Source organism: Cryobacterium zongtaii, assembly GCF_002909375.1.
GTDB lineage: Bacteria > Actinomycetota > Actinomycetes > Actinomycetales > Microbacteriaceae > Cryobacterium > Cryobacterium zongtaii.
On the sequence record NZ_PPXD01000006.1, the window covers coordinates 35,972 to 51,541 of the forward strand.

General features: G+C 68.8%; 12 protein-coding genes. 9 read left to right on the plus strand and 3 right to left on the minus strand.

The genetic code is table 11. The features are described 5' to 3' along the window. The first annotated feature begins 69 nt into the window (after positions 1-69). The 8 genes from C3B61_RS04390 (at position 70) to C3B61_RS04425 (ending at position 10,085) form a co-directional block, all read left to right on the plus strand. Positions 70-1,401 (plus strand): ABC transporter substrate-binding protein, encoded by a 1,332-nt coding sequence (locus tag C3B61_RS04390; protein ID WP_088455093.1) that lies wholly within the window; start codon positions 70-72, stop codon positions 1,399-1,401. Positions 1,402-1,505: 104 nt separating this feature from the next. Next, positions 1,506-2,420 (plus strand): carbohydrate ABC transporter permease, encoded by a 915-nt coding sequence (locus tag C3B61_RS04395; RefSeq protein WP_165791122.1) that lies wholly within the window; start codon positions 1,506-1,508, stop codon positions 2,418-2,420. A 10-nt stretch (positions 2,421-2,430) separates the two neighbouring features. Then, positions 2,431-3,396 (plus strand): carbohydrate ABC transporter permease, encoded by a 966-nt coding sequence (locus C3B61_RS04400; protein ID WP_240632350.1) that lies wholly within the window; start codon positions 2,431-2,433, stop codon positions 3,394-3,396. 2 nt (positions 3,397-3,398) lie between these two features. Beyond that, complete coding sequence (locus C3B61_RS04405) at positions 3,399-4,847, plus strand: arabinan endo-1,5-alpha-L-arabinosidase (protein ID WP_103459683.1); 1,449 nt, start codon at positions 3,399-3,401, stop codon at positions 4,845-4,847. A 1-nt stretch (position 4,848) separates the two neighbouring features. After that, the gene (locus C3B61_RS04410; RefSeq protein WP_103459684.1) at positions 4,849-5,553 is read left to right on the plus strand and encodes a DUF624 domain-containing protein; all 705 of its coding nucleotides are present in this window, start codon (positions 4,849-4,851) and stop codon (positions 5,551-5,553) included. 81 nt (positions 5,554-5,634) lie between these two features. Further along, the gene (gene arfA, locus C3B61_RS04415; protein ID WP_103459685.1) at positions 5,635-7,140 is read left to right on the plus strand and encodes an arabinosylfuranosidase ArfA; all 1,506 of its coding nucleotides are present in this window, start codon (positions 5,635-5,637) and stop codon (positions 7,138-7,140) included. Further along, positions 7,116-8,144 carry an arabinan endo-1,5-alpha-L-arabinosidase gene (locus C3B61_RS04420; protein ID WP_103459686.1) on the plus strand — a complete coding sequence of 343 codons (1,029 nt, stop codon included), beginning with the start codon at positions 7,116-7,118 and terminating at the stop codon, positions 8,142-8,144. The genes arfA and C3B61_RS04420 overlap by 25 nt, the downstream gene beginning before the upstream one ends. A gap of 36 nt (positions 8,145-8,180) precedes the next feature. Then, a complete protein-coding gene (locus C3B61_RS04425) occupies positions 8,181-10,085 on the plus strand; it encodes a glycoside hydrolase family 127 protein (RefSeq protein ID WP_103459687.1) in 1,905 nt (634 codons plus the stop codon). A gap of 271 nt (positions 10,086-10,356) precedes the next feature. On the opposite strand, the gene xylB is transcribed toward C3B61_RS04425, so the two are convergent. Further along, entirely contained in the window at positions 10,357-11,772 is a 1,416-nt protein-coding gene (gene xylB, locus C3B61_RS04430) for a xylulokinase (protein WP_103432776.1), read from the minus strand. Positions 11,773-11,956: 184 nt separating this feature from the next. Beyond that, a complete protein-coding gene (locus C3B61_RS04435) occupies positions 11,957-13,087 on the minus strand; it encodes a glycerate kinase (RefSeq protein WP_103459688.1) in 1,131 nt (376 codons plus the stop codon). Positions 13,088-13,245: 158 nt separating this feature from the next. On the opposite strand from C3B61_RS04435, the gene C3B61_RS04440 reads away from it, so the two are divergent. Beyond that, the gene (locus tag C3B61_RS04440; RefSeq protein WP_103459689.1) at positions 13,246-14,160 is read left to right on the plus strand and encodes an aldo/keto reductase; all 915 of its coding nucleotides are present in this window, start codon (positions 13,246-13,248) and stop codon (positions 14,158-14,160) included. A gap of 121 nt (positions 14,161-14,281) precedes the next feature. On the opposite strand, the gene xylA is transcribed toward C3B61_RS04440, so the two are convergent. Then, entirely contained in the window at positions 14,282-15,472 is a 1,191-nt protein-coding gene (gene xylA / locus C3B61_RS04445) for a xylose isomerase (RefSeq protein WP_088455103.1), read from the minus strand. Between the last annotated feature and the right edge of the window lie 98 nt (positions 15,473-15,570).

The following is a 15,570-nucleotide window of genomic DNA, read 5'->3' on the forward strand; positions in this document are numbered from 1 at the left end:
CGGATGTCCGACCCGACGGGCCGTGGCATCCACCACTCACAGCACAGCCAATCGGGAAGGAACTACGTGATGAAGAGGTCACGTTTTATCGCCGCCTCCGTAGCAATGATCGCTACGACCGGCCTTCTGCTCAGCGGATGCTCGGCAGGAGCAGCAGACACCGGTGAGAAGCAGCTCACATTCATGTTCCGCGGCGGCGAAGACGAGAAGGCCGCATACACGACGGCCATCAAGGCCTTCGAAGAAGCCAACGACGTCAAGGTCAAGATCATCTCGACCACCGCAGACGACTACGCCACCAAGCTCAAGGCGGCCATCGCCGGCAAGCAGATCCCGGACGTGTTCTACATCGCGCAGGGCGACATCCAGGCCTACGTGAACAACGGTGTCGTCCTCGACATCACCGAGTACGTCGAAGGGTCGGACACCCTCGACCTCGACAACATCTGGGAATACGGCGTCGACAGCTACCGCTTCGACGGCAGCCTGGTCGGCGAAGGCGCCATCTACGCGCTGCCGAAGGACGTCGGACCGTTCTCGTTCGGGTACAACAAGACCATGTTCGAGGCCGCCGGTATTCCGCTGCCCGACGTGGACGTTCCCCTGACGCTCGAGGAGTTCGTCAACATCTCCAAGCAGCTCACCAAGGACCTCAACGGTGACGGCGAGCTGGACCAGTGGGGCACCGGCCTCAACGTGCAGTGGAGCCTGCAGTCGTTCGCCTGGTCGAACGGCGCCGACTTCCTCAACGAGGACCGCACCAAGGTCACCGTTGACACGCCCGAGTTCGCCGAGGCGCTGCAGTGGTTCGCGGACCTGTCCAACGTGGAGGGCGTCACCCCCTCCACCGCGCAGGCGCAGACCCTTGACACCTACCAGCGTTGGATGAGTGGCCAGATCGCGTTCTTCCCGGTGGGCCCGTGGGACGTCTCCACGTACGCCGAGCTCGACTTCGACTGGGACCTGATTCCCTACCCGGCCGGGAAGACCGGTGAGTCCGCCACCTGGGTCGGCTCGCTCGGCATCGCCGTCGGCAGCACCACCGAGGACCCTGAGCTGTCCGCCAAGCTTGTCGAGTACCTCTCTGCCGACGTCACGGCGCAGCAGACCTTGGTCGACGCCGGGGTGCAGATCCCGAACCTCAAGGACATGGCCGACACCTGGGTGGCCGACTCGACCACCAAGCCGGCCAACAAGCAGGAATTCCTCGACATCGTCAACGACTACGGTCGTGCGCTGCCGGCGAACAACACCTACAACGCCGAGTGGTATGACGAGCTGTTCACCAACATCCAGCCGGTCCTCGACGGCAAGCAGACCGCCGCCGACTACCTCAAGGAGGCGCAGCCCAAGATGCAGGCTTTCCTGGACGACGCCAACGCCCAGGCCGGTATCGGCTAACACCGCCCGGATGCCGCGGCCGCGCTCTCTACGCGTGGCCGCGGCATCCGCCCCCGGCCCCGGCCGGCCCCCCGCTCATGGAATCACGTCAAGGAAGATCACTGATGTCCACCACAGCTCTTCGCACCAAGCCGCGCCGCTCTCGACTGCACAGGCGCGAGCACCAGGTTGCCCTCGCGTTCATCGCGATCCCCCTGATCGGCTTCCTGCTTTTCACGCTCTACCCGCTGCTGTTCTCCGTCTACGCCTCCTTCACGGCCTGGAATGGGCTGGCCGCTCCGAAGTTCAACGGGATCGACAACTACATCAAGATGTGGAACGACCCGTATTTCGCTAAGGCCATGTGGAACACCTTCTTCATGATGATCGGTATCCCGATCGGCCTGGTGCTCTCGATGGCGCTGGCCCTCGGGCTCAACCGCAAGATGCGCGGCACCACGTTCTTCCGCACCGTCTACTACGTGCCGGTGATCTCTTCGATCGCCGCAATCGCCATCCTCTGGCAGTGGGCGTACAACGGCGACTTCGGCCTGGTCAACCAGGTTCTGGACCTGTTCGGCATTCAGGGACCCAACTGGCTGGCGAACAAGGACACCGTCAAGCCGGCACTGATCATCATGGCCACCTGGAAGGGGCTCGGCTACTCGATGCTGCTCTACCTGGCTGCCCTGCAATCGGTGCCGCGCTACCTCTACGAGGCCGCAGCGCTCGACGGCGCCGGCACCTGGGCTCAGTTCCGCCACATCACCCTCCCGATGGTTCGACCGGTCACCTTCTTCCTCGTGGTGACGAGCATCATCGGCGGCTCGCAGATCTTCATCGAGGTCAACATCATGACCCCGACGGGCGGTCCGGAATTCAGCTCGGCGACCATCGTCTGGTACATCTGGCGGCAGGCCTTCAACAACCTGCACATGGGCTACGCGTCATCGATGTCGATCGTGCTCGGTCTGATCATCTTCGTGATCACCGTCATCCAATTCAGGCTCAACCGCCGCAACCAGTTCTCGATCGACTGAGGCCGCCACCGTGACTACATCAACCTCCCTGCCCGGCTCCATTCCGAGCGCAGCTCCCCTCCTGGCCCCCGACGGGGCACTCCCACCGACCTCAGGTGGACGCCGCCTCCCGGCGCCGAACCGCAAGCGCGGCGTCTCGCGCACCACCAGCTATTCGATCGGCAATGTGATCGTCACGATCATCCTGTCCATCGGCGCTGTGGTCATGATCGGCCCGTTGCTCTGGACGTTCTCCACCTCGATCAAGACCCAGGAAGCGATCTTCTCGCTGCCGCCGCAGTGGATCCCCGACCCGATGGTGTGGGAGAACTACCTGCGGGTCTGGTCGGCCGGTCCGCTGCTCAGCGGCATCCGGAACAGCCTGATCGTGGCGGGCACCGTCACCGTGGTCGGATCGGTCACCTCCTCGATCGCCGCGTTCGCTTTCGCGAAAATGCGGATGCCGTTCAAGAACGCCGCATTCCTGATGCTGCTAGCCGGCCTGATGATCCCGTTCCCGACCATCATGATTCCGCAGTTCATGGTCTTCGCCGAGATCGGTTGGGTCGACACCCTGCTGCCGCTGATCGTGCCCGGCCTGTTCGGCAACATCATCATGATCTTCTTCCTCAAGCAGTACCTCGAGAACGTGCCGGACTCGATCATCGAGGCCGCCAAGCTCGACGGCGCCTCCTACCTGCAGATCTTCTTCAAGCTGATCTTCCCGGCCATCCGGCCCGCCATGGCGGCGCAGTTCATCCTCTGGTTCATGGCCGTCTGGAACGACTACCTGGCCCCGATCATCTACCTGAACACGCCGGAGAAGCAGACCCTGCAGCTGGTGATCGCGAGCTTCAACGCCCAGTACGCCAGCCAGACCGACTACCCGCTGATCATGGCGGCGTCCTTCATCGCCCTACTGCCCGTGCTGATTGTGTTCATCATCTTCCAGCGCCAGATCATCGAATCCGTCGCCCTCACCGGCGGGAAGGGCTGATCATGTCGGTTCTCGACCAGACACTGCCCGGCCAAGCGCGGCCCGGCCAGGCGCTGCGCAGCCTGACCCCGGCGCCCGCCGGCGACCCGGCCGACTGGGGCACCCGCAACGCCCACGACCCCACCGTCGTGCGCGACACCGACGGCACCTGGTACATGTTCTCCACGGATGCCGCCGCCGGCGCCGATGCGGTGGCGGCCGGCGTGCACGTGCGCCGGTCGACCGACCTCGTGCACTGGTCCTTCGTGGGCACCGCCCTGGACGGCGTGCCGGGGCCCGCTTTCGAGTGGAGCCAGGCGCCCGGGCTCTGGGCTCCGGAGGTCGTGCGCTGGCCGACGGCCGGCGCCTCGACCGCCGCCGCATCCGATGTGAAGTGGCACATGTACTACTCGGCCTCCACCTTCGGTTCGAGCACGTCCGCCATCGGCCTGGCCGTGGCGAGCCGGCTGGCCGGACCGTGGGAGGACCGCGGCATCGTCGTGGCCACCCGCGCCGGAACCGACAGCCAGAACGCGATCGACGCGGCCGTCACCGTCGACAGGTCCGGCACCCCGTGGCTGACCTACGGGTCGTTCTTCTCCGGCATCTACACGCTGCCGCTGAACCCGGCGACCGGTCGGCCACAGACGCCGGGCGACCTGGGCACCGTCATCGCCCGCCGGCCGATGTCGGTGGACCGGGCGATCGAAGGCGCCTTCATCGTCTACCGCCGCGAGGAGGACCGCTACGTGCTGTTCTCCTCCTACGACTCGCTCTTCGACAGCTACAACGTACGGGTGGCCGTGGCTGAGGAGATCACCGGCCCGTACACCGACCTGCTCGGCCACTCGATGACCGACCTCGACACCGATCCGGCCCTGATCGGCACCAAGGTGCTCGGCAGCCACCGGTTCGGCGACGACACCGGCTGGCTCGCCCCCGGGCACAACTCGATCCTGACCGAGCCGGGCCTGCCCGGCACGAGCGATGCCGCCGATGCAACAGCATCAGCCTGCCGCGCCGACGAGTACTTCATGGTGCACCACGTGCGCTTCGCCGACGACCCCAGCCAGCACGTTGTGCAACTGCGGCGCACCTTCTTCACCGAAGCGGGCTGGCCCGTCGTCTCGCCGCAGCCGTTCGCCGGCGCCGATGCGGAGCGCCTGGCCGCGCCGGTGAGCCTGGCCGGCCCGTGGCGCGCGGTGCGTCTGGCTCCGGAGTCGACCGCGCTGGTGAATGCCGACCCGGTCACCGTCGCAGTGGCGCCCACGGTTCTGGTTCCCGCGGATACGCCCGAGCGGCTCTTCGACGGGCGCATCGAACGCGTGCGGCTGGTCGTCGGCAGCGCATCCGGCACCGAACTCGACGCCGTGGTCTTCACCAGCTGGGACTGGGCGAACGCCCGGCCCGCCCTCTCCTTCAGCGGCCTCACCGCCGACGGGGTGGCCTGGTTCGGCACGAGAGGCGCCTGAGATGGACGACTACGCCATCGGCTGGGCCGGGAAGGTGATGCACTGGCTGCGGTTCGCGATCGCGCTCGTGGTGATCAACCTGCTCTTCCTCGCGGGCACTCTCGCCGGGCTGATCGTGCTGGGCGTGTTCCCGGCGGCCACGGCCGCGGCGATCCTGCTCGGCAGGCTGCGCGCCGGCCAGCCCAGCGACAGGCTGGTGCGGGACTTCATCACCGCCTACCGCGCCCAGTTCTGGCACCTCGCGGTCGTCGCGATCCCGTTCCAGCTCGCCACGGTACTGGTGTTCCTCGACCTGGTGGCTTTCCAGACCACTGCGGTGGCGGGCAGCCCGGTCAGCGCAGTGCTGCTCGTGCTGCTGGTCGTGGTCTCGGTCGGCACCCTGCTGGCGGCGTTCTCCGCGATCATCATCTGCACCCGCTACCGCGACTCGGCCCGCTCGATCTGGCGGTACGCGTTTGTACTGCCGTTCGTGTCCCCGCTGCTGAGCCTGTCGCTGATCCTGGCGGTGGGCGCGCTCACGCTGGCCCTGTTCCAGTTCGGCGTGCTGGTGCCGCTGATCGGCGCCTCGGCGCCGCTGTTCGTGGCGGGCTGGCTCATCGACCACCGGCTCGCCGCCCTCGACGCGGCGCACCCCGCGCACGGCGCGGTGCGCAACGAAGACGGCGCCCTGTCACTCGCGCCCAGCCGGCGTGCGTCGCCGGCCTGAACACCCCACCCCACCGCCTTTTCTCGTTTCACTCGACTTCGCCCCACCTCGTCAACGCTGCACAGATAGGACACGATCTCCATGACCACCGCACGAATCAGTATCGACCGCACCAATGTGGTCGCCACCATCAACCGGCGCATCTTCGGCTCCTTCGTGGAGCACCTCGGCCGCTGCGTCTACGACGGGATCTACGAGCCCGACCACCCCACCGCCAACGAGGACGGCTTCCGCCTCGACGTGGTCGACCTGGTCAAGGAGCTGGGCTCCACCACCATCCGCTACCCCGGCGGCAACTTCGTCTCCGGCTACAAGTGGGAAGACGGCGTCGGACCCCGCGACCGGCGCCCGGTGCGCCGCGACCTGGCCTGGCACTCGCTGGAAAGCAACCAGGTGGGCCTGGAAGAGTTCGGCCGCTGGTGCGAACTGACCGGCTCCGAACTGATGATGGCCGTGAACCTCGGTACCCGCGGCATCGAGTCGGCGCTCGACCTGCTCGAATACGCCAACGGTGAGGCCGGCACCGCCCTGGCCGACGAGCGCGTCGCCAACGGCAAGACCGAACCGTACGACATCCGCATGTGGTGCCTCGGCAACGAGATGGACGGCCCCTGGCAGGTCGGCCACATGTCCTCGGACGACTACGGCAAGATCGCGGCCCGCACCGCCTCGGCAATGAAGACCGCCGACCCGTCGCTGGAGCTCGTGGTCTGCGGATCCTCCGGCTCGGCGATGCCCACCTTCGGCGAGTGGGAGCGGGTCGTGCTCGAGCACAGCTACGAGTCGGTCGACTACATCTCCTGCCACGCCTACTACCAGGAACGCAACGGTGACCTGGCCTCCTACCTGGCGTCGTCGCTGGAGATGAAGTACTTCATCGACACCGTCGTGGCCACCGCCGACCACGTCAAGCACAAGCTGCGCAGCAAGAAGACCATCCAGCTCTCCTTCGACGAGTGGAACATCTGGTACCTCGAAGAGCACCAGGCCTCCGAGGAGGTCAACGACGAGTGGCGTTTCGCGCCGCGTCAGCTCGAGGACGTCTACTCGGTGGCGGATGCCGTCGTGCTCGGCAACCTGCTGATCACCCTGCTGCAGAACCACGACAGGGTCGGCTCGGCCTCGCTGGCCCAGCTGGTGAACGTGATCGCCCCGATCATGACCGAACCAGGCGGAGACTCCTGGCGCCAGAGCACATTCTTCCCCTTCTCGGTGACCTCCAGGCTCGCCCGCGGCGAGGTGCTCACGCCCCGCATCACCGTCGACACCTACGACACCGCGGTGTACGGCGCCGCACCGCTGGTGGACTCGGTCGTGACCGCTGACGCCGAGACCGGCACGAGCGCGGTGTTCCTGGTGAACCGCAGCCAGACCGAGTCGATCGAGGTGGCCATCGACGTGTCCGGGCTCGGCGCATCCGCCATCACGGAAGCCGTCACCCTGCACGACGCCGACCCGTACGCGAAGAACACGCTGGCCGACCAGAACCGGGTGGGCCTGAAGGACCTCACCGGCGCGGTCCTCGCCGACGGCACGCTCACCGTGACGCTGCCGCCCGTCTCATGGTCGGCGATCGCGCTCGGTTAGGACGAACGGGTCAGGCGGGCACGCCCGCGGGCCTGTTCGTCCTGACCCTGGCCGCGGTCGTCCTGTTCGTGCTGAGCGGATGCTCGGCCGAGCAGGGCGCCCGCGAACTCAGCGGTGACATCGCCACCCACGACCCCGCCTACGTGGCCGGGGCCGAGGGGGACGCGTCCTACGTGTACTCCACCGGCAACGGGCAGGTCGCGGACGGCAACATCCAGATCCGCCGCTCCGTCGACGGGCTGGACTGGGAATACGTCGGCGAGGTCTGGCAGGAGAAGCCGGACTGGCTGGTGGAGGCGGTGCCCGGGGTGGACAACCTGTGGGCACCGGAGCTCTACCAGCACGACGGCACCTGGTACCTCTACTACTCGGCGTCGCTGTTCGGCACGAACACCTCGGTGATCGCGCTGGCGACCAACAGCACCCTCGATCCGGATGCGGCCGACTACGCCTGGGTGGACCGGGGCGAGGTGATCACCTCCGTGGGCACCGACTACAACGCGATCGACGCCGGGGTGGTCGAGGATGCCGCCGGAACGCCCTGGCTGAGCTTCGGCTCGTTCTCGTCCGGGCTGCACCTCGTCGAACTCGACTGGCCGAGCGGGCTGCGCGCCGACGACGCCGACCCGGTGCTGCTCGCGGACCGCAACTTGGCCGTGAACGCTCTCGAGGCGCCGTTCCTGCTCGCGCACGACGGCTTCTACTACCTGTTCTTCTCGCGAGATTTCTGCTGCCGCGGCGTGGACAGCAGCTACAACATCGCCGTCGGACGGTCCGAGACCGTGGACGGACCGTACCTGGACGCCAACGGCGCCGCGCTGCTGGATGACGGCGGCACCCCGGTGCTCTCCAGCGACGGGGACCGGGTCGGCCCCGGCGGCCAGTCGGTGTCCGGCGACACCCTCGCGTTCCACTACTACGACGCCAGCCTGGACGGCGCCTTCCAACTCGGCCTCATCCCGCTCGGCTGGGACGACGGCTGGCCGGTCGTGGCCTGGGAATAGCCACCCATTTCTTCCGACCTAGCCACAGGAGTTCTCATGCCCATCACCGGACCCGTCAGCCCCCTCGCCGGGGCACACAGCGTCCTCCGCCCGCTGCCCCTCGACGCGGTGAACCTCACCGGAACCGGGCAGCTCGCCAGCTGGCAGCGGGTGAACCGGGACGCCACCCTGGCGCACTGCGTTCGGCAGCTCGAGGAATCGGGGGCGCTGGCCAACCTGCGGATCGCGGCCGGCTTGGAGGGCGGAGTCTTCCGCGGCTTCGTCTTCGCCGACTCCGACGTCTACAAGGTGCTCGAGGCCATCGGCTGGGAGGCCGGGCGGGCCGGTGGCGGCGCCGAGGTGTTCGACTCCTTCGTCGACGACACCGTGGCGCTGCTGCAGGCCGCGCAGCAGGACGACGGCTACCTGGACTCGTTCTTCCAGGTGGCCAAGCCCGACGAACAGTTCGCCGACCTGCGCTGGGGCCACGAGCTGTACTGCCTCGGGCACCTGCTGCAGGCCGGGGTGGCGTGGCAGCGCACCCGCGGGCGCACCGACCTGCTCGAGGTGGGGCTGCGATTCGCCGGCCTAGTCGAGCAGCGCTTCGGCGCCGGCGGCGTGGACGCGGTCTGCGGGCATCCGGAAATCGAGACAGCCCTGGTCGAGGTGTACAGGGTGACCGGACAGCGGCGCTGGCTCGAGCTCGCCCAGCGCTTCATCGACCTCCGCGGCCACCGGAGCGTGGGCGAGGACCGGTTCGGCTACGGCTACTTCCAGGACCACGAACCCGTGCGCACGGTGCCCGGCGCCACCGGGCACTCGGTGCGCCAGCTGTACCTGGCCGCCGGCGTGGCCGACGTCTACGCCGAGGACGGCGACCCCGAGCTGCTCGCCGCCCTCGAACGCATCTGGTCCGACGTGCACCGGAGCAAGATGTACGTCACCGGCGGGCTCGGCTCCCGGCACCGCGACGAGGCCTTCGGCGACCCGTTCGAGCTGCCGCCGGACCGGGCATACTCCGAAACCTGCGCCGCGATCTCCAGCGTGCAGTTCAACTGGCGGATGCTGCTGCTCACCGGCGAGGGCCGGTTCGCCGACGAGATCGAACGCGCGCTGTACAACGCCGTCGCCGGGTCGACCACGAGCGACGGCACCGCGTTCTTCTACTCCAACCCGCTGCAGGTGCGCACCCACCGGGACGGCGCACACGAGCAGGCGCCGGCCCGCCGGGTGGGCTGGTACGACTGCGCCTGCTGCCCGCCCAACCTGGCCCGACTCGTCTCGTCCCTGCAGCACTACGCCGCGACGACGGCCGCGGGCTCCCTCCAGCTGCACCTCTACGAAACCGGCACCATCGACCTCGGCGGGGTCGGCGGGGCGGCCACTGTGGCCCGGATCCGCACGGGCTACCCGGTCGACGGTGTCGTGGCGATCGAGTTCGACGCGCCGTTCACCGGTGGCGAGGTGGCGCTGCGGGTACCCGCCTGGGCGGAGTCCTGGCGGCTGACCGTGAACGGGGAGACGGCTTCTACGGCGGTGTCGGCCGGCTACCTGCGGGTGCCGGGGGCGGGCATCCGCTCGATCGAGCTGGTGCTGGACATGCCCGTGCGGCTGCGGCGGGCACATCCGCAGGTGGATGCGGTGCGCGGCTGCGTCGTGGTGACGCGCGGGCCGCTGGTCTACACGCTCGAACAGGCCGACCTACCCGGGTCGCTGGTGCTCGAGGACTTCGTCGTGGATGCCGCCGCCGACGCCGAGCTGGGCCCGGTCGACGCGGATCTGGGCGTGCCGCTGGTGCGGATCACCGGGGCGCGGCGGGCGCCGGACGCGGGGGAGCTCTACCCGGTGGCCTCTGGCGCCCGGTCTCCCGGCGGCGATGCCATCACCGTGACCGCGGTGCCGTACTACCGGTGGGGCAACCGCGCGCCCGGGGGCATGCGCGTCTGGATCCCCACCAGCTAGCCGTACCCCGCCATCCGCGCACTCGGCCCACCTCGCGAAAGCGGTGATGTGGTTGCATCAGCTCGCGCGAGATGACCGTTTCCCCGCTTTCGCGAACAACCGCACCCCGCACCGGGTAACGAGGTGCCAAGTAGGTCGCGAGAGCGGTGAGGTGGTTGCTTCAGCTCGCGCGAAGTGACCGTTTCCCCGCTCTCGCGACACAGACCTCGCTCTCGCGAAACAGACCTTTGCTTTCGCGACACAGCGAACGCGCGAAAGCGGGGGTGCGGAGCTAGGCGCGGTGCGCGGCGTACTGGGCGCGGATGACCGGGCGGAAGTCCGGGGTGGGGTGCGCCTCGACCGCCACCGACCAGGCCGGGCGGGTGCCCGTGAGCGACCAGGCCGCCTGGGCGGCACCGCCGTCGGCGACATACTCGCCGGGGGTGGGCACGGCCACCGGTGCATCGAACACCTGCGCGGCGATGAACTGCACGGCCGGGTTCTGCGCCGCTCCGCCGATCAGCAGGATGCGTTCGACGCTGACTCCCTGCGCGCGCACGGCGTCCAGCCCGTCGGCGAGGCCGCACAGCAGCCCCTCGATCGCGGCCCTGGCCAGGTTCGGCCGGGTGGTCGAGGTCAGGGTCATCCCGAACAGGGAGGCCGTGGCGTCGGGCAGGTTGGGGGTGCGTTCGCCCTCGAAGTACGGCTGCAGGACCAGGCCCTGCGCGCCGGGCTCGGCCTCCAGCGCGAGCCGGCCCAGTTCGTGGTGGTCGACGCCGAGCAGGCCGGCGATCGAGTCCAGGATGCGGGCGGCGTTGAGCGTGGCGATCAGCGGCAGGTGCAGCCCGCTGGCGTCGGCGAACCCGGCGACGGCGCCGGAGGCATCCTCGCTGGGCACCGCGGTGACGGCGAAGACCGTGCCGCTGGTGCCGATCGACACGATCACGTCGCCGGCCGCAGCGCCCAGGCCCAGTGCGGCGCCGGCGTTGTCGCCGGCTCCCACACCCACGACGAGACCGGCGGGAACCCCGGGCAGGGCCACCGTGGTGCCTGCGGTCTCGCCAGGGCCGAGCACCCGGGGGAGCACGGCGTCGTGGCCGAGCCCGCGCACGAGCAGCTCACGGTCGTAGTCATCGAGGGCGGCCGAGAAGTAGCCGGTGCCGCTGGCATCCGACCGGTCGGTGGTCAGCGCGGTCAGCACGGGGCCGAGCTCGCTCTCACCGGCCGGGCCGTAACCGCGCAGCCGCCAGCTGAGCCAGTCGTGCGGGAGGGCGACGGCGGCGACCCTGGCGGCGTTGGCCGGTTCGGCATCCCGCAGCCAGCGCAGTTTGGTGACGGTGAACGAGGCCACCGGCACGAGGCCGGTGCGGCGGGCGTATTCGGCGGCGCCGACCTCATCGATCAGGTCGGCGGCGGCCTGCGCGCTGCGGGTGTCGTTCCAGAGCAGGGCCGGGCGGATGACGCGGCCGTCCTCATCGAGCACGACCATGCCGTGCTGCTGCGCGGCCACCGACACGGCGGCGACGTCGTCGAGACCGCCGGCCTTCTCGACGGCGGCCAGCAGGGCATCCCACCAAGCGGCCGGATCGACCTCGGTGCCCACGGGATGACTCGCCTTGCCGGTGCGCACCAGCGCGCCCGTCTCGGCATCCCGCACCACAATCTTGCAACTCTGCGTCGACGAGTCGACTCCGGCAACCAGCGCCATGGCGCACTCCAAACCTCAAAAATCCGCGGTGGGTCGGCGGCGTCCTCGCCGTCGCCCGGGGGCTCACACATAAAATGTTCTGGGTCTAAACATATTCGGTCTAGCGGGGATGTTCAAACGCTTGCGGGCCCCCGCGGCATCACGCAAGGCGCTCCGTGCCGCCCGCAGCGGGCGGGCGGCACCCTCAGGACAGGGTGAGCAGCCGGCAGACGGTGGCGACCGCGCGCTCCAAATTTGCCGCGCCATCGGCGAGGGCGCTGGGCAGGTCGGCGACACCCGGCACGATGGGCACCAGTGCGGCGAAACCGTGGTCGTAGAGCACCTCGGCGCCGGGGCCGATCCGGCCCGCGAAGGCGACGACCGGGACACCGTGCACGCCGGCGGCCTCGGCAACACCCAGCGGGGTCTTCCCGCTCAGGGTTTGGGCGTCGAGGCTGCCCTCGCCCGTGAACACGAAATCGGCACCGGCGATCCGGTCGGCCAGGTGCACGGCATCCATCACGACATCCACACCGCGGCGCAGCTCGGCCGGGAAGAACGCCAGAAAGGCGGCCCCGAGTCCACCGGCGGCTCCGGCGCCGGGCTGGGCGGACACATCCGTGCCGGTCAGGGCGGCGATCACGGTGGCGTACACGCCCAGCGCGGCGTCGAGCTGGTGCACGGTGGCGGGGTCGGCGCCCTTCTGCGGGCCGAAGACGGCGCTGGCGCCGGCGGCTCCGAGCAGCGGATTCGTGACGTCACTGGCGATCTGGAACGTGCTGCCGGCCAATCGCGGGTCGACGGCGGACAGGTCGATCCGGTGCAGCCGTGCCAGGGCCGCACCGCCGCGCGGCAAGTCCGCACCGGCCTCATCGAGCAGGCGGGCGCCGAGAGCCTCGAGCATCCCGGCGCCACCGTCGTTGGTCACCGAGCCGCCCAGACCCACGATGAACCGCGTCGCACCACGGTCCAGGGCGTGGCGGATCAACTCGCCGACCCCGTAGGAGCTGGTGATCTTCGGGTCCCGGTCGGCGACGGCGACCAGGTCGATCCCGGCGGCGGCGGCGATTTCGATGATGGCGAGGTGCTCGGAGCCGACGTAGCCGTACCGGGCCCGAACGGAACGTCCGAGGGCGTCGTGCACCGGGGCGCTGAGGAGCACACCGTCGAGGGCATCGGTGAGGGCCTCCGTGGTGCCTTCCCCACCGTCGGCCATCGGCGCGGCCACGCAGTCGGCGTCGGGAAACACCGACAGCACACCGCGTCGCATGGCGGCGACGGCCTCGGGCGCGGTCATCGATTCCTTGAACGAGTCGGGGGCCAGAACGAATTTCATGGGATCGATCCTCTGTGGAAAGCGACGAACGCCGGGACGAGGGCGACCCACTTCCCGCCCGAACGCCCGGTTCTCGACACGGTACCGCATGCCGATCCCCGGTTCGTCAGCGGGTTGTCGCTCCACGCCCCTCGGCAGAAACGGACTAGCCTCGCCTCATGGTTTCCCTTGATCCCCGGCCCGCCGGCTCGCAGGCGCTCCTCCTGTCTCCTCTCACCCTCGGCACGTCCGGCTGGTCGCCGCGGAGTGCCGCCGAGACCAGCGCCACGGATGCCCTGGCCGCGTCCTGGGCGGCCGGCCGGCTCAGCACGAACGTCATCGACACCTCCAACATCTACGGCGACTCACACTCGGAAGGGGTCATCGGCAAGGCGCTGGCCGGCACTGTCGGCCCGGGACTGGTCGTGCAGACCAAGCTCGACCGCGACGTGGCGCGCAACGACTTCTCGGCGGCGCAGATGGAGAGATCTCTGCAGCAGTCACTCGACCGGCTCGGCCTCGAATCCGTCGACATCCTTTTCCTGCACGATCCCGAAAACGTCGGCTTCGAGAGCGTCATGCAGCCCGGCGGTGCCGTGGATGCGCTCGTCGCCATGCGGGACCGCGGTGTGGCCCGGTATATCGGCATCTCGGGCGGACCTGTCGCGATGATGCGCCGCTTCGTGGACACCGGCCTCTTCGACGTCCTGATCAATCACAACCGCTTCACCCTGGTGGACCGCTCGGCGCTGGGCCTGTACCAGGCGGCCAGGGACCGGGGCATGATCGTGGAGAACGCGGCCCCGTTCGGCGCCGGGATCCTCACCGGCGACCCCCGGTTCGCCGGCACCTACGCCTACGGCCCGATCCGGCCGGAGACCCAGGCCGCCGTGGACGCCGCCACCCGCATCGCGGCCGACGCCGGCATCCCGCTGGCCGCGCTCGCCTTGCAATTCAGCCTGCGGCATCCGCTCGTCGACACGACGGTGCTGGGCGTGCGCACGAGTGAGCGCTTCGACGAGGCCGTCGCCCACGCCGCGATCGACGTGCCGGATGCGGTCTGGGCCGAGCTGGACACCATCGTCGCGAACTGAGAGAAAAGCACCCAACTCGCGCGAAGGTGCTCACCCCACAGTTCGCGGGTGGGGGGTGTGGGAAAGCCCCGGCCGGGAGGTCCCGGCCGGGGCAGATGGTGCGGTCGAACGAACCTGCTGTTTAGCGGGCGCCGAGCAGGTGCTCGAGGGCCAGCTGCTGCAGGCGAACGAAGCCGAAACCCTTGCCGCCGAAGTACTCCTCCGGAGCGAAGTCCTCGTAGGCGCTCTTGTCGGCGAGGAAGTCGTCGTAGCTCTCGCCGTCGGACAGGGTGGTCTGTGACAGTTCCGGCACGCGCGATGCGGCCAGCTGCTCCTGCACCTCGGGGTCGGCGCGGAATGCCGCGGCACGCTCCTTGAGCAGCAGGTAGGTGCGCATGTTCGCGGCGGCGGAGTCCCAGACGCCGCTGATGTCCTCGGTGCGGCTCGGCTTGTAGTCGAAGTGACGCGGGCCGTCGTAGGACGGGCCACCGTTCGGGCCACCGTTTTCGAGCAGGTCCACCAGCGAGAACGCGTTCTGCAGGTCGCCGTGGCCGAAGACCAGGTCCTGGTCGTACTTGATCCCGCGCTGACCGTTGAGGTCGATGTGGAACAGCTTGCCCTGGTAGAGCGCCTGGGCGATGCCGGCGGTGAAGTTCAGCCCGGCCATCTGCTCGTGACCGACCTCGGGGTTGACGCCGACGAGTTCGGGGCGCTCGAGGGTGGTGATGAACGCCATGGCGTGGCCGACCGTGGGCAGCAGAATGTCGCCGCGCGGTTCGTTGGGCTTGGGCTCGATGGCGAAACGGATGTCGTAACCCTTGTCGGTGACGTAGTCGCCGAGCAGGTTGACGGCCTCGCGGTAACGGTCGAGGGCGGCGCGGATGTCCTTGGCCGCGTCGTACTCTGCGCCCTCACGGCCGCCCCACATCACGAAAGTCTTGGCGCCGAGCTCAGCGGCGAGGTCGAGGTTGCGCATGACCTTGCGCAGGGCGAACCGGCGCACGGCGCGGTCGTTGGAGGTGAAGCCGCCGTCCTTGAAGACCGGGGCGCTGAACAGGTTGGTGGTGATCATCGGCACGATCATGCCGGTGTCGGCGAGGACCTGCTTGAGACGGTCGATCTCCTTCTGGCGGGCGGCATCCGTGGAGCCGAAGGCGAAGAGGTCGTCGTCGTGGAAGGTGAGGCCGTATGCGCCGAGCTGAGCGAGGCGGGTGACGGCTTCGACGGTGTCCAGCTGCGGGCGAGTGGGTCCGCCGAACGGGTCAGACCCGTTGTATCCGATGGTCCACAGGCCGAATGAGAACTTGTCGGCGGGGGTGGGGGTGAGTGACATTACTGTGCTCCGATTCAGCTTCATTGGCGATTTGTTGCTATTACCAACATATTACACACCCGCGGCCCATCCGTACAGTTGCCCGCACGGGCCGCTGG